The 16,878-nt window shown below is 62.9% G+C and carries 15 protein-coding genes and 1 pseudogene; 8 read left to right on the top strand and 8 right to left on the bottom strand.

What is annotated here, in order from left to right; all coding sequences use genetic code 11:
• Positions 1–102 precede the first annotated feature (102 nt).
• The 6 genes from ACREXZ_RS03805 to ACREXZ_RS03780 all read left to right on the top strand — a co-directional run bounded on the left by ACREXZ_RS03805 (position 103) and on the right by ACREXZ_RS03780 (position 4,307).
• Positions 103–468: a nuclear transport factor 2 family protein gene (locus ACREXZ_RS03805; RefSeq protein ID WP_431762698.1), complete on the top strand. Its 366-nt coding sequence runs from the start codon at positions 103–105 to the stop codon at positions 466–468.
• A gap of 9 nt (positions 469–477) precedes the next feature.
• Entirely contained in the window at positions 478–1,392 is a 915-nt protein-coding gene (locus tag ACREXZ_RS03800; RefSeq protein WP_431762697.1) for an alpha/beta fold hydrolase, read from the top strand.
• 223 nt (positions 1,393–1,615) lie between these two features.
• On the top strand, positions 1,616–1,774 hold the full coding sequence (locus ACREXZ_RS03795; protein ID WP_431762696.1) for a hypothetical protein: 159 nt from the start codon (positions 1,616–1,618) through the stop codon (positions 1,772–1,774).
• Positions 1,775–1,776: 2 nt separating this feature from the next.
• Positions 1,777–2,475: a helix-turn-helix transcriptional regulator gene (locus ACREXZ_RS03790; RefSeq protein ID WP_431762695.1), complete on the top strand. Its 699-nt coding sequence runs from the start codon at positions 1,777–1,779 to the stop codon at positions 2,473–2,475.
• A gap of 69 nt (positions 2,476–2,544) precedes the next feature.
• A complete protein-coding gene (locus tag ACREXZ_RS03785; RefSeq protein ID WP_431762694.1) occupies positions 2,545–3,111 on the top strand; it encodes a cupin domain-containing protein in 567 nt (188 codons plus the stop codon).
• A gap of 290 nt (positions 3,112–3,401) precedes the next feature.
• Positions 3,402–4,307, top strand: coding sequence for a LysR substrate-binding domain-containing protein (locus tag ACREXZ_RS03780; RefSeq protein ID WP_431762693.1), 906 nt, complete (start codon positions 3,402–3,404; stop codon positions 4,305–4,307).
• Positions 4,308–4,338: 31 nt separating this feature from the next.
• Here the strand turns inward: ACREXZ_RS03780 and ACREXZ_RS03775 are convergent, their stop codons facing one another.
• The 6 genes from ACREXZ_RS03775 to soxC all read right to left on the bottom strand — a co-directional run bounded on the left by ACREXZ_RS03775 (position 4,339) and on the right by soxC (position 12,324).
• On the bottom strand, positions 4,339–5,523 hold the full coding sequence (locus ACREXZ_RS03775; protein ID WP_431762692.1) for a porin: 1,185 nt from the start codon (positions 5,521–5,523) through the stop codon (positions 4,339–4,341).
• A gap of 80 nt (positions 5,524–5,603) precedes the next feature.
• Positions 5,604–8,039, bottom strand: a complete 2,436-nt coding sequence (locus tag ACREXZ_RS03770; RefSeq protein ID WP_431762691.1) for a TIM-barrel domain-containing protein — start codon at positions 8,037–8,039, stop codon at positions 5,604–5,606.
• A gap of 19 nt (positions 8,040–8,058) precedes the next feature.
• Positions 8,059–9,345, bottom strand: a complete 1,287-nt coding sequence (locus ACREXZ_RS03765; protein WP_431762690.1) for an MFS transporter — start codon at positions 9,343–9,345, stop codon at positions 8,059–8,061.
• 545 nt (positions 9,346–9,890) lie between these two features.
• On the bottom strand, positions 9,891–10,367 hold the full coding sequence (locus ACREXZ_RS03760) for an ASCH domain-containing protein (protein WP_431762689.1): 477 nt from the start codon (positions 10,365–10,367) through the stop codon (positions 9,891–9,893).
• Between the two features lie 105 nt (positions 10,368–10,472).
• Positions 10,473–11,048 (bottom strand): c-type cytochrome, encoded by a 576-nt coding sequence (locus ACREXZ_RS03755; protein ID WP_431762688.1) that lies wholly within the window; start codon positions 11,046–11,048, stop codon positions 10,473–10,475.
• Positions 11,041–12,324 carry a sulfite dehydrogenase gene (soxC, locus tag ACREXZ_RS03750; protein WP_431762687.1) on the bottom strand — a complete coding sequence of 428 codons (1,284 nt, stop codon included), beginning with the start codon at positions 12,322–12,324 and terminating at the stop codon, positions 11,041–11,043. The genes ACREXZ_RS03755 and soxC overlap by 8 nt, the downstream gene beginning before the upstream one ends.
• A gap of 243 nt (positions 12,325–12,567) precedes the next feature.
• On the opposite strand from soxC, the gene ACREXZ_RS03745 reads away from it, so the two are divergent.
• Positions 12,568–13,626 (top strand): sulfonate ABC transporter substrate-binding protein, encoded by a 1,059-nt coding sequence (locus ACREXZ_RS03745; RefSeq protein WP_431762686.1) that lies wholly within the window; start codon positions 12,568–12,570, stop codon positions 13,624–13,626.
• Between the two features lie 99 nt (positions 13,627–13,725).
• Here ACREXZ_RS03745 and ACREXZ_RS03740 read toward each other — a convergent pair.
• A pseudogene (locus tag ACREXZ_RS03740) lies at positions 13,726–14,007 on the bottom strand (nitrilotriacetate monooxygenase); the annotation flags it as partial.
• A gap of 113 nt (positions 14,008–14,120) precedes the next feature.
• Between ACREXZ_RS03740 and ACREXZ_RS03735 the strand changes: the two are divergent.
• On the top strand, positions 14,121–14,936 hold the full coding sequence (locus tag ACREXZ_RS03735) for a sensor histidine kinase (protein WP_431762685.1): 816 nt from the start codon (positions 14,121–14,123) through the stop codon (positions 14,934–14,936).
• 4 nt (positions 14,937–14,940) lie between these two features.
• Here the strand turns inward: ACREXZ_RS03735 and ACREXZ_RS03730 are convergent, their stop codons facing one another.
• Positions 14,941–16,857, bottom strand: a complete 1,917-nt coding sequence (locus ACREXZ_RS03730; protein ID WP_431762684.1) for an SMP-30/gluconolactonase/LRE family protein — start codon at positions 16,855–16,857, stop codon at positions 14,941–14,943.
• Between the last annotated feature and the right edge of the window lie 21 nt (positions 16,858–16,878).

Here is a 16,878-nt window from a genome sequence, read left to right as displayed (position 1 = left end):
CCAGATTGAGACGAATTGCTATGTTATAGCGCGTTATGCGTATGGTCCATCTCTCCGGGGACTGCTCCAATGGCGGCACACACAACTCGGAGCCACCAGGCCATGACCAGAGATCGCATCCAGCACGTACTCGACACTATCTACGACCGGGTCTTCAACCAGGGCGAGGCCGACCTGCTGCCCGGTCTCGTGTCCGGGCCATATATCCAGCACAACCCGCTCTTCCCGAATGGGCTTGATGGAATCATGGGCTACATCAAGCAAGCCGGGCGCATACCCTGCGAGGTGAAGCGCATTGCCATCGATGGCGATCTGGCCTTCGTGCACGTACGCTATCTGGACTGGGGTGGCCAGGAAACCGCAGGCGTCGACATATTCCGCTTCGATACCGATTGCAAGCTCGTCGAGCACTGGGACGTGCTGCAACCGGTACCCGCTTCCTCTAACAACGCCAACACGATGTTCTAAGGAAATCAAATGTCCTTTTCATCACCCAGCGCGATCAGCGATATCGACCTCGTCGCGACACTGCCCGGTTTCAAGAACGCTTACGCCGAAGTCAACGGCATCCGCTTGCATTATGTGGAAGGCGGTATAGGTGAACCGTTGATCCTGCTGCCGAGCTGGCCGCAGACCTGGTGGGAATTCAGTCGTGTATTACCGCAGCTCGCCGAGCGTTATCGCGTGCTTGCTATTGATTTTCGTGGAATGGGTGGGTCGGACAAGCCCGATGGCGGCTACGACAAGAAAACGATGGCGTCCGACATCCGCGCTCTCGTATCCCAGTTGGGCTTGGGAACGGTAAATATCGCGGGTAACGATGTGGGCTCGATGGTTGCCTACAGTTTTGCCGCCAACTATCCTGAAGCGACGCGTAAGCTGGTGATGATGGACTCGCCGCATCCGTTCCCGGTGTTCGAACAGATTCCGCTGCTTCCAGCGCCTGGCACCTATGACCTGGATAATCCGGCGCGCGCGGTACATCCCTGGTGGTTTGCATTCAACCAGATTCCCGGGCTATCGGAGCGAGTATTTGCCGGTCGCTACGATATCGTGCAGGACTGGCTATACGACTACCTGGCGGCCGACAAAACAAAAATCACGGCGCACGACCGTGTCGTCTACGCTGCCGCTTACGACAACGCGGATGCGCTGCGCGCGGCCAACGGCTGGTTCTCGGCATTCGCAACAGATATCGCGGATGCCGCCCGGTATTCCCCACTGACGATTCCGGTGCTCGGGCTGGGCGGCATCAGTTACGACTTCCTCGCCGCGTTTCTCGGTACAACTGCGCCTGGCGCTACCGTGTTGAAGTTGCCCAATATCGGACACTGGCTACCGGATGAGCAACCCGATGAAATCGTGCGGTTGCTGACGGAGTTCCTTGAGTGATAGCAAGGAGCATGATCATGTCGAGGTGATTTGCCAGTTGATCACGATCTGGTGACCCCGTTGCCTTTCGTCTCGATGGTGACAGAATTTGGCAGTGTGCCGTCCTATACTGGGCTTTCCTCATCAACACTGCGAGGAAGCCATCACGACCAGCACGAACAACACAGCTCAGAAAATCGCGCGAGCCTACGCTCACGTACGGAATGCGTGTATTCGTCAACGGATGCGCTGGAGCGGCGAGCGAAGCGACATTTTGAATAGCCATGCGCTTGCCGCCGAAGCTGGCAAGCTTCGGTTCCGGATCGCCGAAATCGTGCCCTTGAGCAAGGCGATCGAATCCGGTCGTATGTTCGGCGGCGAGGGGCCTGTTTCGATGGACTGAGCATGTCTCGAAGCCAACGATTGTTCGATCTTATGCAGGTACTTCGGCGACACCGTGGAGCGGTGTCTGGCGAGGTGCTTGCGAAAGAAACCGGCGTATCGCTGCGCACGGTTCGTCGCGATGTCGCAACGCTTCAGGACATGGGAGCCGATATCGACGGCGCTCCGGGTGTTGGATACCTTTTACGGCCGGGGTTCGTGCTACCGCCGTTATCGTTCACCGAGGAGGAGCTGCAGGCGCTGGTTGCCGGGGTTCAGTGGGTAAGTCGCCAGACGGATGAGGTGTTGGCTCGTGCAGCGCAAAACGCGTTGGCAAAAATCGGTGGTGTCCTTTCCTCTGAAATGAGGGGGGCTTTGACTGACGATGCCCTGTATGTCGGCCCGAACAATGTGAACTCGACGCTTGATTTAACGCGCGTGCGGCAGGCGTTGCGCGAGCAGCGCAAGATGCACATCGCCTACGAGGACCATCATGGGGCGTTGTCTGAGCGCACGATATGGCCGATTGTTTTAGGTTTCGTCGAGTCGCGGCGGTTTATCGCCGCGTGGTGCGAACTGCGGGAGGGATTCCGGTTGTTCCGCGTTGACCGTATCGTCAAGGCCGTATTTCTGGAGGACCGGTATTCCAGAAGTCGAAGACAGCTTGTCAAGGAGTGGCGAGCGCTCGAGGACAGTCGGCAAGCGCGGCAGGGTTCAATCTGAGCGAACGTGATCAGGAAAAAATAGTAGGTCATGTAGTTTCCGAACACGATATCAACGACGGAGAAAAAAATGGAGCAGCAGTTTGAGCATGCGGCGATGCCATCGCTTGTCATCAACGTTGGCGACGTCAACGAAGTCGAACGCATGGGGGGCGATCATTGGGGAAGCGCATGGAAACCCTTAACGCCGGCCCTTGACGCCAGTCCGGGTCGTCTAGGTGCCAACCTGTCGCGGGTGCCGCCGGGCAGAACGGCCTGTCCCTTCCACACGCACGCAAGAGCGGACGAGGTGTTCTTTGTGCTGTCTGGCCGAGGTGTCTTCCGCTACGGCGATACCGTGCAGGAAATCCGGACGGGCGACTGCATCTCGTGCCCAGCGGGCACCGGCGTCGCTCACCAACTGGCGAATCCGTTCGACGAGGACCTTGTCTACTTTGCGGTTGGACTGAATGATCCGCACGAGGTCTGTACCTATCCGGACAGCGGCAAGGTGATGATCCGCAGCCTGAAAACAGTCGGCCGGCTGGCTGAGGCACCCTATATGGATGGAGAGCCGGACAGGCCGAAAGTGCTGGATCTCGCACAGTCATTCGTTGCGGCTGCAAAAACTTCGGGAGGCGACCGCAAGGGCGGCTAGCGCTAGCTGAACGGACAGGTAGTGGGTATGTTTTCGCGTCCTGTCGGAGATGGTCCCCGGAACGCGTTCGAATACGGCTACACCCAGCGTGTTCATGTCACGACGCAACTTGCCACGGTTGGACTTTTGCGGGAGTTGATTGCTCCAGGTTTGACCGGCCGCTTTCAGAGAGTTCAAAGCTCCGCTCTGGGGCGAGGACATCCGGTCGCAACGCTGACAACACAGGCCCTGTCCTACACCTGTGTAAACTGCATCCCATCGCACCCGACACGGCCGCACACCAACCCCCCATGAAAGCCCACTCCGACGAACTAAAAATCTTCGTCACCGTCATCGAGTCCGGCTCCTTGACGGCCGCTTCGCAGCAACTAAACCTCGCGCCGTCGGCAGTAAGCCGTGCGCTGTCGAAGCTCGAGGAAAAACTCGGCACGACGCTGCTGAACCGCACGACGCGTCGAATGAAGCTGACCGAGGAGGGCGAGTTCTTTCTGGAGAACGCACGCAGCATCCTGCGGCAGATGGACGATCTCGAAGAGCGGCTCGCAGCGCGCCAGCACCGGCCGGAGGGCCGGCTGCGCGTCAACGCGGCAACGCCGTTCATGTTGCACGCGGTTGTGCCACACATCGGCGCGTTCCGCGAGCAGTATCCCGGCATCGAGTTGCAGCTGAACACCAGCGAGATGAACATCGACCTGCTCGCGCAGAGCACCGACATCGCGATCCGCATCGGTACGCTCAGCGATTCGACGCTGCACGCACGTGCGCTCGGATCGAGCCGGCTGAATCTGCTCGCGAGCCCCGCGTATCTCGACGCGCACGGAATCCCCGCATCGATCGACGATCTGCAGCATCACGCGCTGCTCGGTTTCACTGAACCAGATAGTCTCAACGCATGGCCGCTAAAACATCCAGACGGCGACGGCTTCGCGATTCAACCGACGATCGCGGCGTCGAGCGGCGAGACGCTGCGTCAGCTTGCGCTGGCCGGGCAGGGCATCGCGTGCCTCTCGATGTTCATGACCGCGCACGACATCGCAACCGGCCAGCTCGTGAAGGTGATGCCGGAACTCACGCGCGTACGACGGCAACCGGTGCACGCGGTGTACTACAAGAATTCGCAACTCGCGCTGCGGATCCAGTGCTTTCTCGACTTTATGCAGGGGCGGTTGAAGAGCACGCTGAGCGACGCGGACTAAAGCGCGTCAGGTCAGCGCCGCACACAAACAATCAAAACGCGTGCCGAATCCCCAGCATCCCGACGAACTGCGACGGTCCCGATGACGGCGTCGTATTCTGCGAATCGCCGACCACCGCAACCGAGTCGGCAATAGCCACCCCCGAACCCGACGCGATTAGCGATTTGCCGCGCGCCAGTTGATACGCCTCGAGCGCATATAGCGTGGTGCGCTTCGACAGGCTGTAAGTCTGCTCGAGTGAAATCTGGTGATACTTCGCGGGATCGTCGATGCCGTTAGCCTTGCTCGCACGCGTGTAGCTGTACCCGATGCCAGCGGTCACGTTCGACGTGAACCGGTAGGTCGCGATCGCGCCGTACGTGTTGAACACCGCTTCGCTCGCGAACAGCGAGTGTGAGCCGGGCGTGTACTGCACGTTCGAATAGTTCACGCCGACCATCAGGTCGTTGTGCGTGTAGCGCGCGGCGGCCGCGATCATCTGCGAACTGCTCGCCGTCGCATAGCCGTTGTTGACCGGCGAATTGTCCGCGAAGCTGCCGAGCGACTGGCTCGTCGTGATGTCCTTGAGCTTCACGTAGCCCACCGCGGCCGAGAACGACTGGTAGTCGTAACGCATGGCCGCGCTGAAGTTGCTGCCGTTCGCGACGCTGCCCGGCACGCCGCCGAGTCCGTATTGCGCGGCGAACGTGAGGCCGGCGAAGTTCGGCGACGCATACGTAATCGAGTTGTTGAAGCGCAGCGTCGTGTCGAGTCCGTCGAGGTCGCCCGGATGCGCGCCCGTTGCACCCGTCAGCACGCCCGTCGGTCCGAGTGCGCCGACCATGTTGAAATACGGCGTGTACTGCCGACCGAGTGTGATCGTGCCGTACCTGTCGTTGCTCAAACCGACGTACGCTTGCCGGTTGAAAATCAAACCCGCGCTACTTTGCGCACCGGTCAGCGAATTGAAGCCGCTTTCCAGCCGGAAAATCGCCTTTGTGCCGCCACCGAGATCTTCCGCGCCGAGCAGGCCAAACTTGCTTGCCTGCAGGTTGCCCTGGCTCAGGTAGAAGTTCGAATGGCCCTTCTGATTGCTGGAATAGGTGAACGCGTTGTCGACGATACCGTACAGCGTGACGCTGCTTTGCGCCGATGCCGCGGTCGACAGCAGGGCGCCTGCGAGCGGCAGGCCAGAGAGGATCACTGCACGCATGCGCGTGCGCTTCGAAGTTTTCATTGCGTTAAGTCTCCGTTCCTATGCCAGCACCAGTTGCTGGTTGTTGTAAATGTGATCTGTCGATCTAGCGTGTCGCAGATTCAATGAGCAAGACGCAGCGTCAAACGGCGCCAACCGCCGACGACCGCATCGCTAACGATGCCCCCGCTTGTGCAGACAGCCGTACGCGTGTCGGACGCGGGCACATCGAGCCGCACTTCAGCCTGCCCCAACTGACCCGCCGGCATCTGTCCTTCGCGTTCGATCGAAATGCGCAGTGAAGTCGCGTCGCTCACGATCGAAACATTCCAGCGCCCTTGTGCACCGTCGCGCCATGCTTCGGTTTCGCCGTCGTCTTCGACGCAGCTGCCGTGCGCGGTGCCGACGCCTGCGAACGGCAGCGCGATGAATGCGCGTTCGTCGGCAGGTTGCGCGAAGTGCTGCTCGGCGACGTTCAGCGGAACGACGCCACCTTCGCGCAGCAGCATCACTGGCTGTTCGAACGGAGCGGGGAGCGTGACGATCTGCCCGCCGGCGAATACTTCGCCGCTCCACCACGAGGCCCAGCGTGTGCCTGCCGGCAAATAGACATCGCGTTCGCTACGTCTCTCGTCCACGACCGGCGCGACGAGCAGCGACGAACCGAGCATCATGTCGTCGCCGTCGACGAGGCAGTGCGGATCGTTCGGGAACTCCGCGAACATCGGGCGCAGCACTGGTTCGTACGAGCGATGCGATTGCCACAGCAGTTCGTACAGGTACGGAATGAGCCGGTAGCGCAGCTTGATCAGACCGGCGACCTGGCTCGTGACGTCGGGATGCATCCAAGGTTCGTTGACGGTGCCGTCGTCGTTCCACGAATGGATGCTGAAGCGCGGCAGGAAGATGCCGAATGCGACCCATCGCACGAGCAGTTCCGGTCCAGGCGCCGGACCTGAGAATCCACCGATGTCGTGACCGCTGTTCGACACGCCGGACATCGCGAGGCCGAGGCCCATTTTCAGGTTGTAGCGCAGCGTTTCCCACGACGTGTAGTTATCGCCGGACCAGGTCTGCACGTAGCGATGCATGCCAACGCCGCCCGAACGCGATACAAGGAACGGTCGCGCGTGGGGCGCGTGCTCGCGTTGCGCGTCACGCGACGCGCGCATCATCATCTGGGTCTGCAACACCTTTGCCTGTCGTGCCGGGAACGGCTGGCCGAAGCCGTGCGCGATCGCGTCGGGGCTCCAGATTTCGAATTCGTTGTTGTCATTCCATGTCGACACGATGCCGTAGCGCAGCAGGCTATCTTTGACGCGCGTTTTCCACCAGTCGATCGTCGCGGGGCGCGTGAAGTCGAGATACGCGCCGACCTCGTCCCAGAACTGCACCCATGCGGGTTCGCCGTCGCGTGTCTGGATCAGCAGGCCGGCGCGTGCGGTTTCATCGAACGCGGGATGATCCTGCAGCAGACACGGCTTGATGTTCGGGCATAGTCGTACGCCGTTGCGCAAATAGTCCTGCACGAAGCCTTCGATGTCGGGAAACTTCTCGTGATTCCAGTTGAACACATAGCGCTTCGGGCCGATCGACGTATAACCCGACGACAGATGAAACGAGTCGCACAGGATGTCGTGTTCGCGGCAGCGATCGATGAAGTCGCCCATGCGGCGTTGCGCATCGGGCGCATCGGTATAGCTCATCGTCGAACCGGAATAGCCGAGGCCCCACTTCGGCATAAAGGCGGGTCGGCCCGTTAGCCAGGTGAAGCGGCGCACCGCATGCAGCGGCGTGTCCGGCGACGCGATGAAGTAATAGTCCAGATCGCCGTGCTCCGCGACGAAGTGCCGATAGTGCCCGTGATAGTTGTCCAGCTCGCGGCCCATGTCGAAACGGCAATCGGCGAGCGTGTCGTAGAACAGGCCGTAACCGGTCGTCGTCTGCGGCTGCCACGTCACGTAGAACGGAATGTGCTTGTACAGCGGATCGGTGGTACGTGCGCTGTAACCCATCGCATCGACGTTGCGCATCTCGTAGCTCTGGTTCGCGCGATCCAGCGAGCCCGCGCGCTCGCCGAGGCCGACGTAGATTTCGTCGCGTTGCCGCTCGACGTAGTGATACACGCGCTCGTCCCACCAGCCGAAGTTGTACGCCTGGGTCTTGCGATCGTTCATCACGAGAAGCCACGCGCCGTCGCGCGCGATTTCCCATGAGCAGAAACCGCCGTCGAGCGCGACCGTCAAACGGATCTGCGCAGTTTTTATGATGATCTTGTCCGCGTCGTGTTCGAGCTTGAACGTCACGGGTGCGAAGCCGCTCAGGTCCCACCGGTCACGACCTTCGAGCGGCACGTCGTCCGTGCCGGGTGCAATCGACCAAGTGCGCGGACCTTGCAACTCGCCGTTGGGCAGCACAAGCACACGGACGATGTCGTCGGCGAGCACGAACAGTTCGATGCGTGCGCCATCGGCAGCGGACAGGACGATCCGGTTGCGGGTTTGGTCTGCCGCAGCGGAGGCAAGCGAAAAGCGCGGTGGGTTTTTTAACGTAGCCATGATGTGATGTGTTTCCAGTTCACGCAGTGCGGCCCGCGCCGGGTTGCAGACGATCGTCGCGCCACACTCCGCGCATCAGGATCACGAGCAGCGTCGCGCCGATCAGATCGAACGCGCCGAGGGCGCCGAACAGCGGGGTGTAGCCGATCTTGTCGGCAAGCGCGCCCACCAGCAGCGAAAAGCCGAGTCCGCCGATCCATGCGGCCATCCCCGCAAACCCTGCGGCGGTGCCGACTTCGCCGGGCTCGAAGACATCGGCGGCGAGCGTGTTGACGAGTGCGGAAATCATCTGATGCGCGAAGCCGCCGACGCAGAAGAGCGCGATCGCCTCATACGGCGAAGCGACCAGCCCGATGCACGCGGGCCCGATCATCATGAACGCGCCGAGCACGACGCCCGCGATACGCGACCAGATCAGCGGCATGCGCAGATGCTTCATCAGGAACGGCGACAGATACCCACCGAACAGGCCGCCGAGATCCGCGGCGAGAAACGGCAGCCACGCAAACAGGGCGATCTGCTTCAGATCCATATGACGTTCAGTGGCGAGATACAGCGGAATCCAGAAGCTGAACGTCTGCCATGCAGGTTCGGCGAAGAAGCGCGCCTGCGCGATCGCCCAGAAACGGCGCGTGCCCAGCACTTCGCGGATGCGGCGCTTGTCGCGCGTGCCGGCGGTCACGGGCGTTTGCCCTTCGACGATCGCGTTACGTTCTTTGTCGCCGATCCGCGGATGATCGGCGGGCGAGCGATAAAACGCGTACCACAGGATGGCCCAGATAAAACCCAAGGCGCCCGTGACGGCAAATGCGCTTTGCCAGCCGTAACGCAGCGACAGAAAGACGACCAGCGGCGGCGCGAGCAGCGCGCCGAGCGACGTGCCCGCATTGAAATAGCCGACCGCCACCGACTTCTCTCGATTCGGAAACCACTCGGCGACGACCTTCATGCCCGCCGGGATTGCGACCGCTTCCGACAGACCCATCAGACCGCGCAACGCGGCGAGCGACATCCAGCCGCTCGCGAAGCCGTGCAACATGCCCGTCGCCGACCACAGGCACGCGAAGAGCGCAAAGCCGAGACGCAATCCGATCAGATCGATGACGAGTCCGCAGACCGGCTGCATGATCGTGTAGCCGACCTGGAACGCGCCGACGACGTACGAATACTGCTGGGTGCTCATGTGCAGCAACGTCTTCAACTCGGGCGCCAGGACGCCGAGCGCGTTGCGCGACAGGTAGTTCACGATGGTCCCGAGGCACACGAGCGCGATGATCCACCAGCGCAGACCAGCGATTGTTTTCAAGTCTGTCTCCGTTCCTTTATAGGCCGGGAGGTGAGGCCGTCCCGACATTGGCACTGGACGATGCGCGAATTCGAACATTCGTCCTGCGTTTCTGATCAGTCATCGTATCACTTGGTCGGTAGGTGAGTACCAGGGGAAACCATGAAAATAAGCGTTAAACCTTTGATAATTCCTGAAAAATTCATGCTTTTATGTAGTGGTGGTCAGATCACATGAGCGGTGCAAAAATACAACTGCCGACGATAAATGTTCTTTCGAACATTGACTTGTTCTTTTGTGCGCGTGCTTAACATGGGCCGCGATTCGTGAGGATCGCGCAGCCGCACGGCGCGACGCCGGCGCAGGCCGTGCTCGCGTGGGCGTTGCAACTTGGATATGCGGGGAACCCGTCGTCGTCGACGAAATGCGCGAATCTGGAAGGCAATCTTGCCGCACGGACGCTCACGCGGATCTCGCGGAGGTTGCTATGGCGAACGGCTGACGAGTCCGGACGGGCTGGCGCCGGTTTGGGATTGAGGGAGGCGGTTAGTGCTGCGGGGCGGCGATCAGTCGGCGATCGACAATGGCCACACGACCTCGAAGCGCTCGAACACGGTTTCGATTCCATCGTGCATCGCGAACCCTTCGTCCGCTGCCTGGCCGCTGAAGAACGCGCGATGCGCGTCGAGCCACCACGCGCGGGTGCGGTCGCCTTCTCCCTCGTCCCAAGCAAAGCGCTCGTCGACGTCGACAAGCGCTTTGACGGTCACTTCGGTCGTGCGCCACACGGCGCGCGGCACGCCGTCGCCGTCCACCATCACGACGTGGTCGCCGGGCTTCGGCAGTGAGTCTGGTGTAGAGGCGTAGTCGCGCAGCAGCGATGCGGTCGCGCGTTTGATACCGGCGGTCACGAGGTTAGCGAGTTCCGTCGCCATCCCGGGACTGTCGCCGAAAGCGACGACGTCGTAGCGGGCCGACGCAACCTTGGCGTGCAGCGCGTAGTCGCGCCAGAATGCATCCGACTGCGGTGTCTTGTCCGGCATGGCGGGGACGTAGGAGAGAGTGGACCAGACGCGATTCTAGGCCCATGTCGCGCACCCGGTGCGATTGCCCGATTGACCGGGCGATCCGCGGCCGGGTGCGCCGCGCTACAACGCCCCCGGTCGCGGATCCCCCACGAACCCATCGCGATTCGGCATCCGCACTTTCGGCAACGTCTTCGCGTCGAGTCCAGCCGAAGCCGGCACGATCCCGTTCAGATACAGCAGGTACGCGCTGACTGAATAGACCTCGTCGGCGGACAGCGACTGCGGCGCGTTGTACGGCATCGCGCGGCGGATGTAGTCGAACAGCGTCGTCGCGTAGGGCCAGTAGCTGCCGACCGTCTTCTTTGGCTTCGCGCTGGTCAGCGTGCCCATGCCGCCAACGAGCGGATCGCCGATGCCGCCCTGGCCCTGCGCGCCGTGGCACATCGCGCACTTCGCGGCGAAGATCTGCTTGCCGAGCGTGACGGTGCCGTGACCCGGTGGGAGGCCGCGGCCGTCGGGGCTGACGTCGATGTCCCATCTGGCGAGCGCGGATGGTGCGACCGGCGTGCCGATGTCGTAATGCTCGTGCGTTGTGGCGGCGGGCTCTGCGGTTGTTTGCGCTGCCGTTTGCGCGATCGCATCAACCGTTCCGAGCGCGAACGGAATCAAAAATACCAGGGCCGGTACCCTAAGCATTGCGCACCTCGCCATCCGCGCCAACGCGCCAGCTCTGGATCGCGTTGTAGTGATACTGCGTGTTCAGCCCACGGGCCGCGACGAGTGCGTCGCGGGTCGGCTGCACGTAGCCGGTTTCGTCGACGGCTCGACTTTGCAGCGTCGCGGGGCCACCGTCCCAGTGCCAGTCCGCGACGAAGCGCGTCAACGCGCGGTCGTGCACTGCGCCGACGAGACGTGCCGCGCGCCACGTGTGCCCACCGTCGTCGGACACGTCGACGCCGCGAATCCTGCCGCGCCCCGACCACGCGAGCCCGCTCACCGCGTGATACCCGCGCGCGGTGAGTCGATGCCCCGGCGAGGGCCTCGTGATTACCGACTTCGCATCCATCTCGAACACGAACTGCCGTGCGTACCCGTCCGGCAGCAGGCTCGTGTACTTCGACGTTTCCTCGCGCGTCATCTCCGGCGCGCGGATCAGCTTGAGGCGGCGCAGCCACTTGATGTTCGTATTGCCCTCGAAGCCCGGCACGATGAGGCGCAGCGGATAACCGTTTTCCGGCCGCAGCCGTTCGCCGTTCTGCGCATAGACGACGAGCGCGCGTTCGAGAATCCGGTCGAGCGGCAGGCTGCGCGTCATCGCCGCGCCATCCGCGCCTTCGGCGAGCAGCCATTGCGCGGATGGCGTGACGCCGGTTTCGTCGAGCAGCGTCGACAGGCGCACGCCGGTCCATTCGCAGCACGACAGCAGCCCGTGCGTGAGCTGCACCGGCAGACCGCTCGGGCCGTTCCATTCGCTGCCGGTATTGCCCGAGCATTCGAGAAAATAGATGTGCGATTCCGACGGAAAGCGCAGCAGGTCGTCGACCGTGAAGACGCGCGGCTCGCGCACGAGGCCGTGAATCGCGAGACGGTGCCGGTCCGGATCGATCTGCGGCACGCCCGCGTGATGGCGCTCGTAGAAGAGGCCGTTCGGCGTGATGCTGCCGGCGAGATCGGCGAGCGGGGTCATCGACGAACCCGAGCCGGGCATCGCCGGCGCCCGCGCGACACGGCGGATCACGCCGGCTTCGAACGACGCGGGCACGCCGTACGGCGGCGATAGCAGTGGCGCGCCGGGTTCGAGCGTCCATGGCGCGGGTTCGAGTGGGGTGTCGGGGGCGATGGTCGCGGGCCGTGCAGCGGTTGCGAAGCCGCCCGCGAGCGTGCCGGCGAGCGTGCTCGCGAGTCCACCGAGTACGCGCCGGCGATTCGGTGACCGTGGCTCGGTATGCGGTGGTTTCGTATCGTGCGTCATGAGTAGCGATCCGGCAGGCGAACGATGCAGAATGGATATCGTAGCAACGCGACTGCGTGCCGCTAACTGACCGTTTCAGCTAACCATAGCAGGTTCGTGCATAACGATCGTTCACAACCCGCAAATTCCCGTTCGCGGAATCGATAGCAGAAAAAACTCGAAGCCGTGCATTGACCCGCGCGGATTGCGCCACGCATGATGCGTGCACATCCGAAGATCAGATTCATCGACAGGCAGACGCACATGGCATCGAAAAAAATCTCAATCGACCACACGGGCAACGACCTCTCCGACATCACCAGCGTCACACGACGCACGTGGCTCAAAGCCGCCGGCGCGGCCACCGTCGGCAGCGCGCTCGCAGCCGCACGCGGCACGGCGCTGATCGGCGGCGCGGCGGCGCTTGCCGCAAGCAGCGGCGTGCATGCACAGGGTAATGGCAAGACGCTGCGCATCGGTTATCAGAAGTACGGCAATTTCATCGTGCTGAAGGCACGCGGCTCGCTCGAAAAGCGGCTCGCCGCCGAAGGCGTGACCGTGCAGTGGCTCGAATTTCCCGGCGGTCCGCAACTGCTCGAGGGCCTGAACGCGGGCGCGGTCGACATCGGCACCGTCGGCGAGACGCCGCCGATTTTCGCGCAGGCGGGCGGCGTCGACTTCGTCTACATCGGCAGCGAGCCGCCTGCGCCGAAGGGCGAGGCGATCATCGTGCAAGCCGACTCACCGATCCGCACGGTCGCCGACTTGCGGGGCAAGCGTGTCGCGCTGAACCGTGGGTCGAACGTCCACTACCTGCTCGTGAAAGCGCTGGAGCAGGCGAAGGTCGGCTATCCGGAAATCGTGCCGACCTATCTCACTCCCGCCGACGCGCGCGCTGCGTTCGTGCAGCGCAGCGTCGATGCGTGGGTGATCTGGGATCCGTACTACGCGGCCGCGCAGCGGCAGGCCAACGCGCGCGTGATCGTCGATGGCGAAGCCCTCGTGCGCAACACGCAGTACTACCTCGCGAGCCGCAAGTTCGCGACCGCGCAGCCGCAGATCGTGCATACGCTGCTCGACGAAGTCGCGAAGGTGGATGAGTGGGCGCGCGACAACGTACCGGCAGTGGCCGCGCAACTGTCGCCGCTCGTCGGCCTCGATACCTCTACGCTGGAGCTTGCGTTGAAACGCCAGGGCTACGGCGTGCAGAAAATCGACGACGCGACGCTCGCGTACCAGCAGCAGATCGCCGACACGTTCACAAGCTTGAAGCTGATTCCGCGCAAGCTCGACGTTGCAGAGACGCGCTGGCAATCGGCTTGACTCCTGGTCTAATGCCGGCTTGAGGTTTGCGCCAACACCCGTGTCGCTTGCTTCGTGCGACATGGGTGTTGTGCTGTTCGGCGTGACGGGAAACGCTATCTAGCGTGCACTCACCACCTGCGGCGTTTGCGTACCACGCAGCGCATGACGATTCACCGCCCACCCCTCGTATTCGGTGCGGAACAGCCCACGCCGCTGCGGCTCCGGCACGACCAATTCGGCGAATTCGCTGAGCCCATCGGATAGCCACGACGCCATGATGCTGAAACCGTCGGCGCCTTCTTCCTCGAACCACCACTGCAACTGATCCGCGATGCTCTGCGGTGCGCGGATCGTCTGCTGGTGTCCGCGCGCGCCCGCGATGCGCAGATAGAGATCGCGGCACAGTACGAAAGTACCAGTCGATCTAGTCCCCGCAAATCTGTGCACGCGGTTCGCGCGGCGCTACATTCGCAGCCGTCCGGTCCGCTGCGGATCGTCGTCGGAGCGCTGCCATGGATCACGAGCGTATCAAGGAAGCGGCACGGGAAGTCAACGGGACGATCCGCGCAGCCGTCGACCGGCTGGACGGCATGCACGCGGCGAGCGCACAGCGGACACCGCTCACGAACCCTTCGCGAAGGCCCGCTCCTGCCGCGAGCGACCTCACCACGACCGACATGACGACATCCCCTTCACCGAACGACCCCGACCCACGCGACGACGACACATCGATGCACGTGCTGCAGATGCGCGAGGTCCATCATCGCGTGCGCAACAGCCTGAACCTGATCTCGTGCACGCTGCAGTTGCAGGCGCGGCAATCGGGCAGCGAGGAAGTGCGTCGCGCGCTGACGCTCGCGGTGGAGCGCATCGACAGTCTCGCGCGGATTCACGGCCATCTGTACGGGCACGATGCGCCGCACGAGCGCGACGCCGTGCCGTACCTCGAGAACCTCGTGCGCGACCTGCAGGCGGCGCTGCTGTCGCCGCACGACGAACGCCGCCTCGAACTGCTGTCGACCGAGCCGTTTTCGGTGCGCGACGACGCGCTGATGTCGATCGGTTCGATCGTCACCGAACTCGTGACGAACGCGATCAAATACGGCACGGGCGACATTGCCGTCAGCGCGCGGCGCACGCCGGAGCAGGTGACGATCGTCGTCGAGGACGGCGGGCGCGGTTTTCCGGCGGACTTCGATGCGACTGTCGACGCGGGCTTCGGGCTGCGTCTCGTGAACCACCTGTGCGCGCGCTCGGCGGGTGCGATGACGATCGACCGGGCCGCGGGGCGCGGCCGGGTCGTCGCGTGCCTGGGCTTGCGAGGTTAGTTCGTCAAGGCGTCCAGTGATAAACGACGATGCTCGAGCCGGTGTAGTTGTCCTTCGTCACGACATACTCGCCGGTCGAGCGCAGGTACGCGCGCAGGCCGTACATCGAATCGACGTCGGTGCCGGTGTCCACCGCGGTGGTGTTCGTGTTGATCAGCGTGGTCGTGAGGCTGCCGCTGGACAGGTTGTACACGTCGATGTTCGGCACCGTGTGCACGTAACCGACGAACAGATAGCTGCCGGCCGCGGTGATCGATTTCGGATTCGCGTTGGTGAGAGTGATCACCGGGTTAGGCGACGTCTTGTTGCCCGCGCTCCAGCCGTGATACACCTCGATGCGCGTGCCGATCGACGTCCAGTCCGCGCTGCCGACGATGCCCTGCGCGAGGATCATCGTGTCGCTCTCGGCGAGATAGATGATGCGCGTCAGCGGCCGGATGCTCAGCGGAATGGAGATCGAGATGCCGGCGCCCCACGTCGGTTTGCCGGTCGCATCGAAGCCGGTCAGCGGGTAGTGATAGATGTGGTTCGTCCGGTCGAGGCCGGCCCAGACGTCACCCTTGCTGTCGAGACTGAAGCCACCGGTGACCGGCGCGGTCGTGTTGAACGCGGTGCCGGGAATCGATGCGTCCGGTATCGCGATGTAGCCGTTCGCCGCGTTGAAGTGGAACAGATAGTAGATCGCGGGATTCTGTCCGGTCGCGACGAGCAGACGGTTCCCGCCGACGTTGACCAGTTGCCCGAAGTGCTCGTCGCGCTGCGTATCGTTCGGGTTGATGCGCGGGTCGGACGGATAGGTGAACGGATCGACCGTGTTCGCGACGAAGGTGCCGCCCGCGGTGCCGGTATAGATGTTGGTGCCGCTGTAGTAGAGCGCGCCGTCCGTCACCGGGTCCGGCGCGGCCACGCCCTCGAAGTTCAGCGCCTGCAGCTTCCAGCGGAGATTGCCCGAGCCGTCGTACGAGTGGATGTCGGTGCCGCCGTTGCGGCCCAGGTCCCATGTTCCGCCCCACGGATTGTTGAGCACGTACAGGTTGCCGGCGGCGTCCTTGCCGATACCCGTCACGCGCGTGAAGCGTTTGTCGCCGACCTGGCCTTTGGTGCCGCTCGTGCTGTCGAGGTAGCCACCCTGAATGCCGAATGTGCCGGCGGGCGTCGGTATGCCTGACACGTTGTACTGCTTGATGTTCATGTCAGGCCCCTGGTCGCCGACCAGCAGCAGTCCCGACGTCGCATCGAAATACAGCGCCGACGGCTGCGACTGCGCGGGCATCAGAATGGTATTCATCAGTGCGCCGGCCGCGCTGAATTCGGTGACCGTGCCCAGACTCTGCTGCGCGACCCACACGTTGCCGGCGCTATCGATCGCAAGCGCGCCGGGACTCGTCACACCGATGTCGCGTTGCCAGACGCCGTCGGTCGTATAGACGCGCACGCGATTGCCGGGCAGGTCGCTTGCATAGAGCAGCGAGCCTGACGTGGCGAGCCCGGTGATGACGTCGCCACGTGTCGAGGTCGTCGTCGTGCTGACGGGGATCAGCAGATCGCGGGCCTGGGTGGTCCGGTTGTAGCGTCCCACCGCGCCGCTGCCGTACGACGGGCTGTATTGCAGCGCGGCGAAGATCGACGTCGCGTTGCCGGTGATCGCGCTGCCCTGGAACTCGTTGTGAATGCCGATCGAGCCGATGCTCTGGTCGTTCTGATAGATCGCGACGCCGCCTTCGTTTTCATCCCACAACGACGCCGTGTAGATGACGCCTTCCGGTGCGACCCACATCGAACGTGCGCCGTTGCCCACGTGATTCGCGATCGTGCCGTATGTGTTCGCGAGCCAATCGGTGGTGTACTGCGCTTCGGATGCCGGTGCGAGCGCCGCGATCGACATCGTAAACAACACAGCACGGATTCGTTTCCTGAACATGAGTGAGGCTCCTGAGCAATG

The sequence above is a fragment of the Paraburkholderia sp. genome, assembly GCF_050742655.1.
In the GTDB taxonomy this organism is placed as follows: domain Bacteria; phylum Pseudomonadota; class Gammaproteobacteria; order Burkholderiales; family Burkholderiaceae; genus Paraburkholderia.
This window is presented reverse-complemented; position numbering and strand designations above follow the sequence as displayed.

Coding starts and splice junctions, on each gene's coding strand:
- ACREXZ_RS03760 (WP_431762689.1), bottom strand. CDS start 10,367: ATGCCGGACAAGACACCGCAGTCGGATGCATTCTGGCGCGACTACGCG.
- ACREXZ_RS03735 (WP_431762685.1), top strand. CDS start 14,121: ATGGATCACGAGCGTATCAAGGAAGCGGCACGGGAAGTCAACGGGACG.
- ACREXZ_RS03770 (WP_431762691.1), bottom strand. CDS start 8,039: ATGGCTACGTTAAAAAACCCACCGCGCTTTTCGCTTGCCTCCGCTGCG.
- ACREXZ_RS03785 (WP_431762694.1), top strand. CDS start 2,545: ATGGAGCAGCAGTTTGAGCATGCGGCGATGCCATCGCTTGTCATCAAC.
- ACREXZ_RS03730 (WP_431762684.1), bottom strand. CDS start 16,857: ATGTTCAGGAAACGAATCCGTGCTGTGTTGTTTACGATGTCGATCGCG.
- ACREXZ_RS03805 (WP_431762698.1), top strand. CDS start 103: ATGACCAGAGATCGCATCCAGCACGTACTCGACACTATCTACGACCGG.
- ACREXZ_RS03780 (WP_431762693.1), top strand. CDS start 3,402: ATGAAAGCCCACTCCGACGAACTAAAAATCTTCGTCACCGTCATCGAG.
- ACREXZ_RS03745 (WP_431762686.1), top strand. CDS start 12,568: ATGGCATCGAAAAAAATCTCAATCGACCACACGGGCAACGACCTCTCC.
- ACREXZ_RS03800 (WP_431762697.1), top strand. CDS start 478: ATGTCCTTTTCATCACCCAGCGCGATCAGCGATATCGACCTCGTCGCG.
- soxC (WP_431762687.1), bottom strand. CDS start 12,324: ATGACGCACGATACGAAACCACCGCATACCGAGCCACGGTCACCGAAT.
- ACREXZ_RS03775 (WP_431762692.1), bottom strand. CDS start 5,523: ATGAAAACTTCGAAGCGCACGCGCATGCGTGCAGTGATCCTCTCTGGC.
- ACREXZ_RS03790 (WP_431762695.1), top strand. CDS start 1,777: ATGTCTCGAAGCCAACGATTGTTCGATCTTATGCAGGTACTTCGGCGA.
- ACREXZ_RS03795 (WP_431762696.1), top strand. CDS start 1,616: ATGCGCTGGAGCGGCGAGCGAAGCGACATTTTGAATAGCCATGCGCTT.
- ACREXZ_RS03755 (WP_431762688.1), bottom strand. CDS start 11,048: ATGCTTAGGGTACCGGCCCTGGTATTTTTGATTCCGTTCGCGCTCGGA.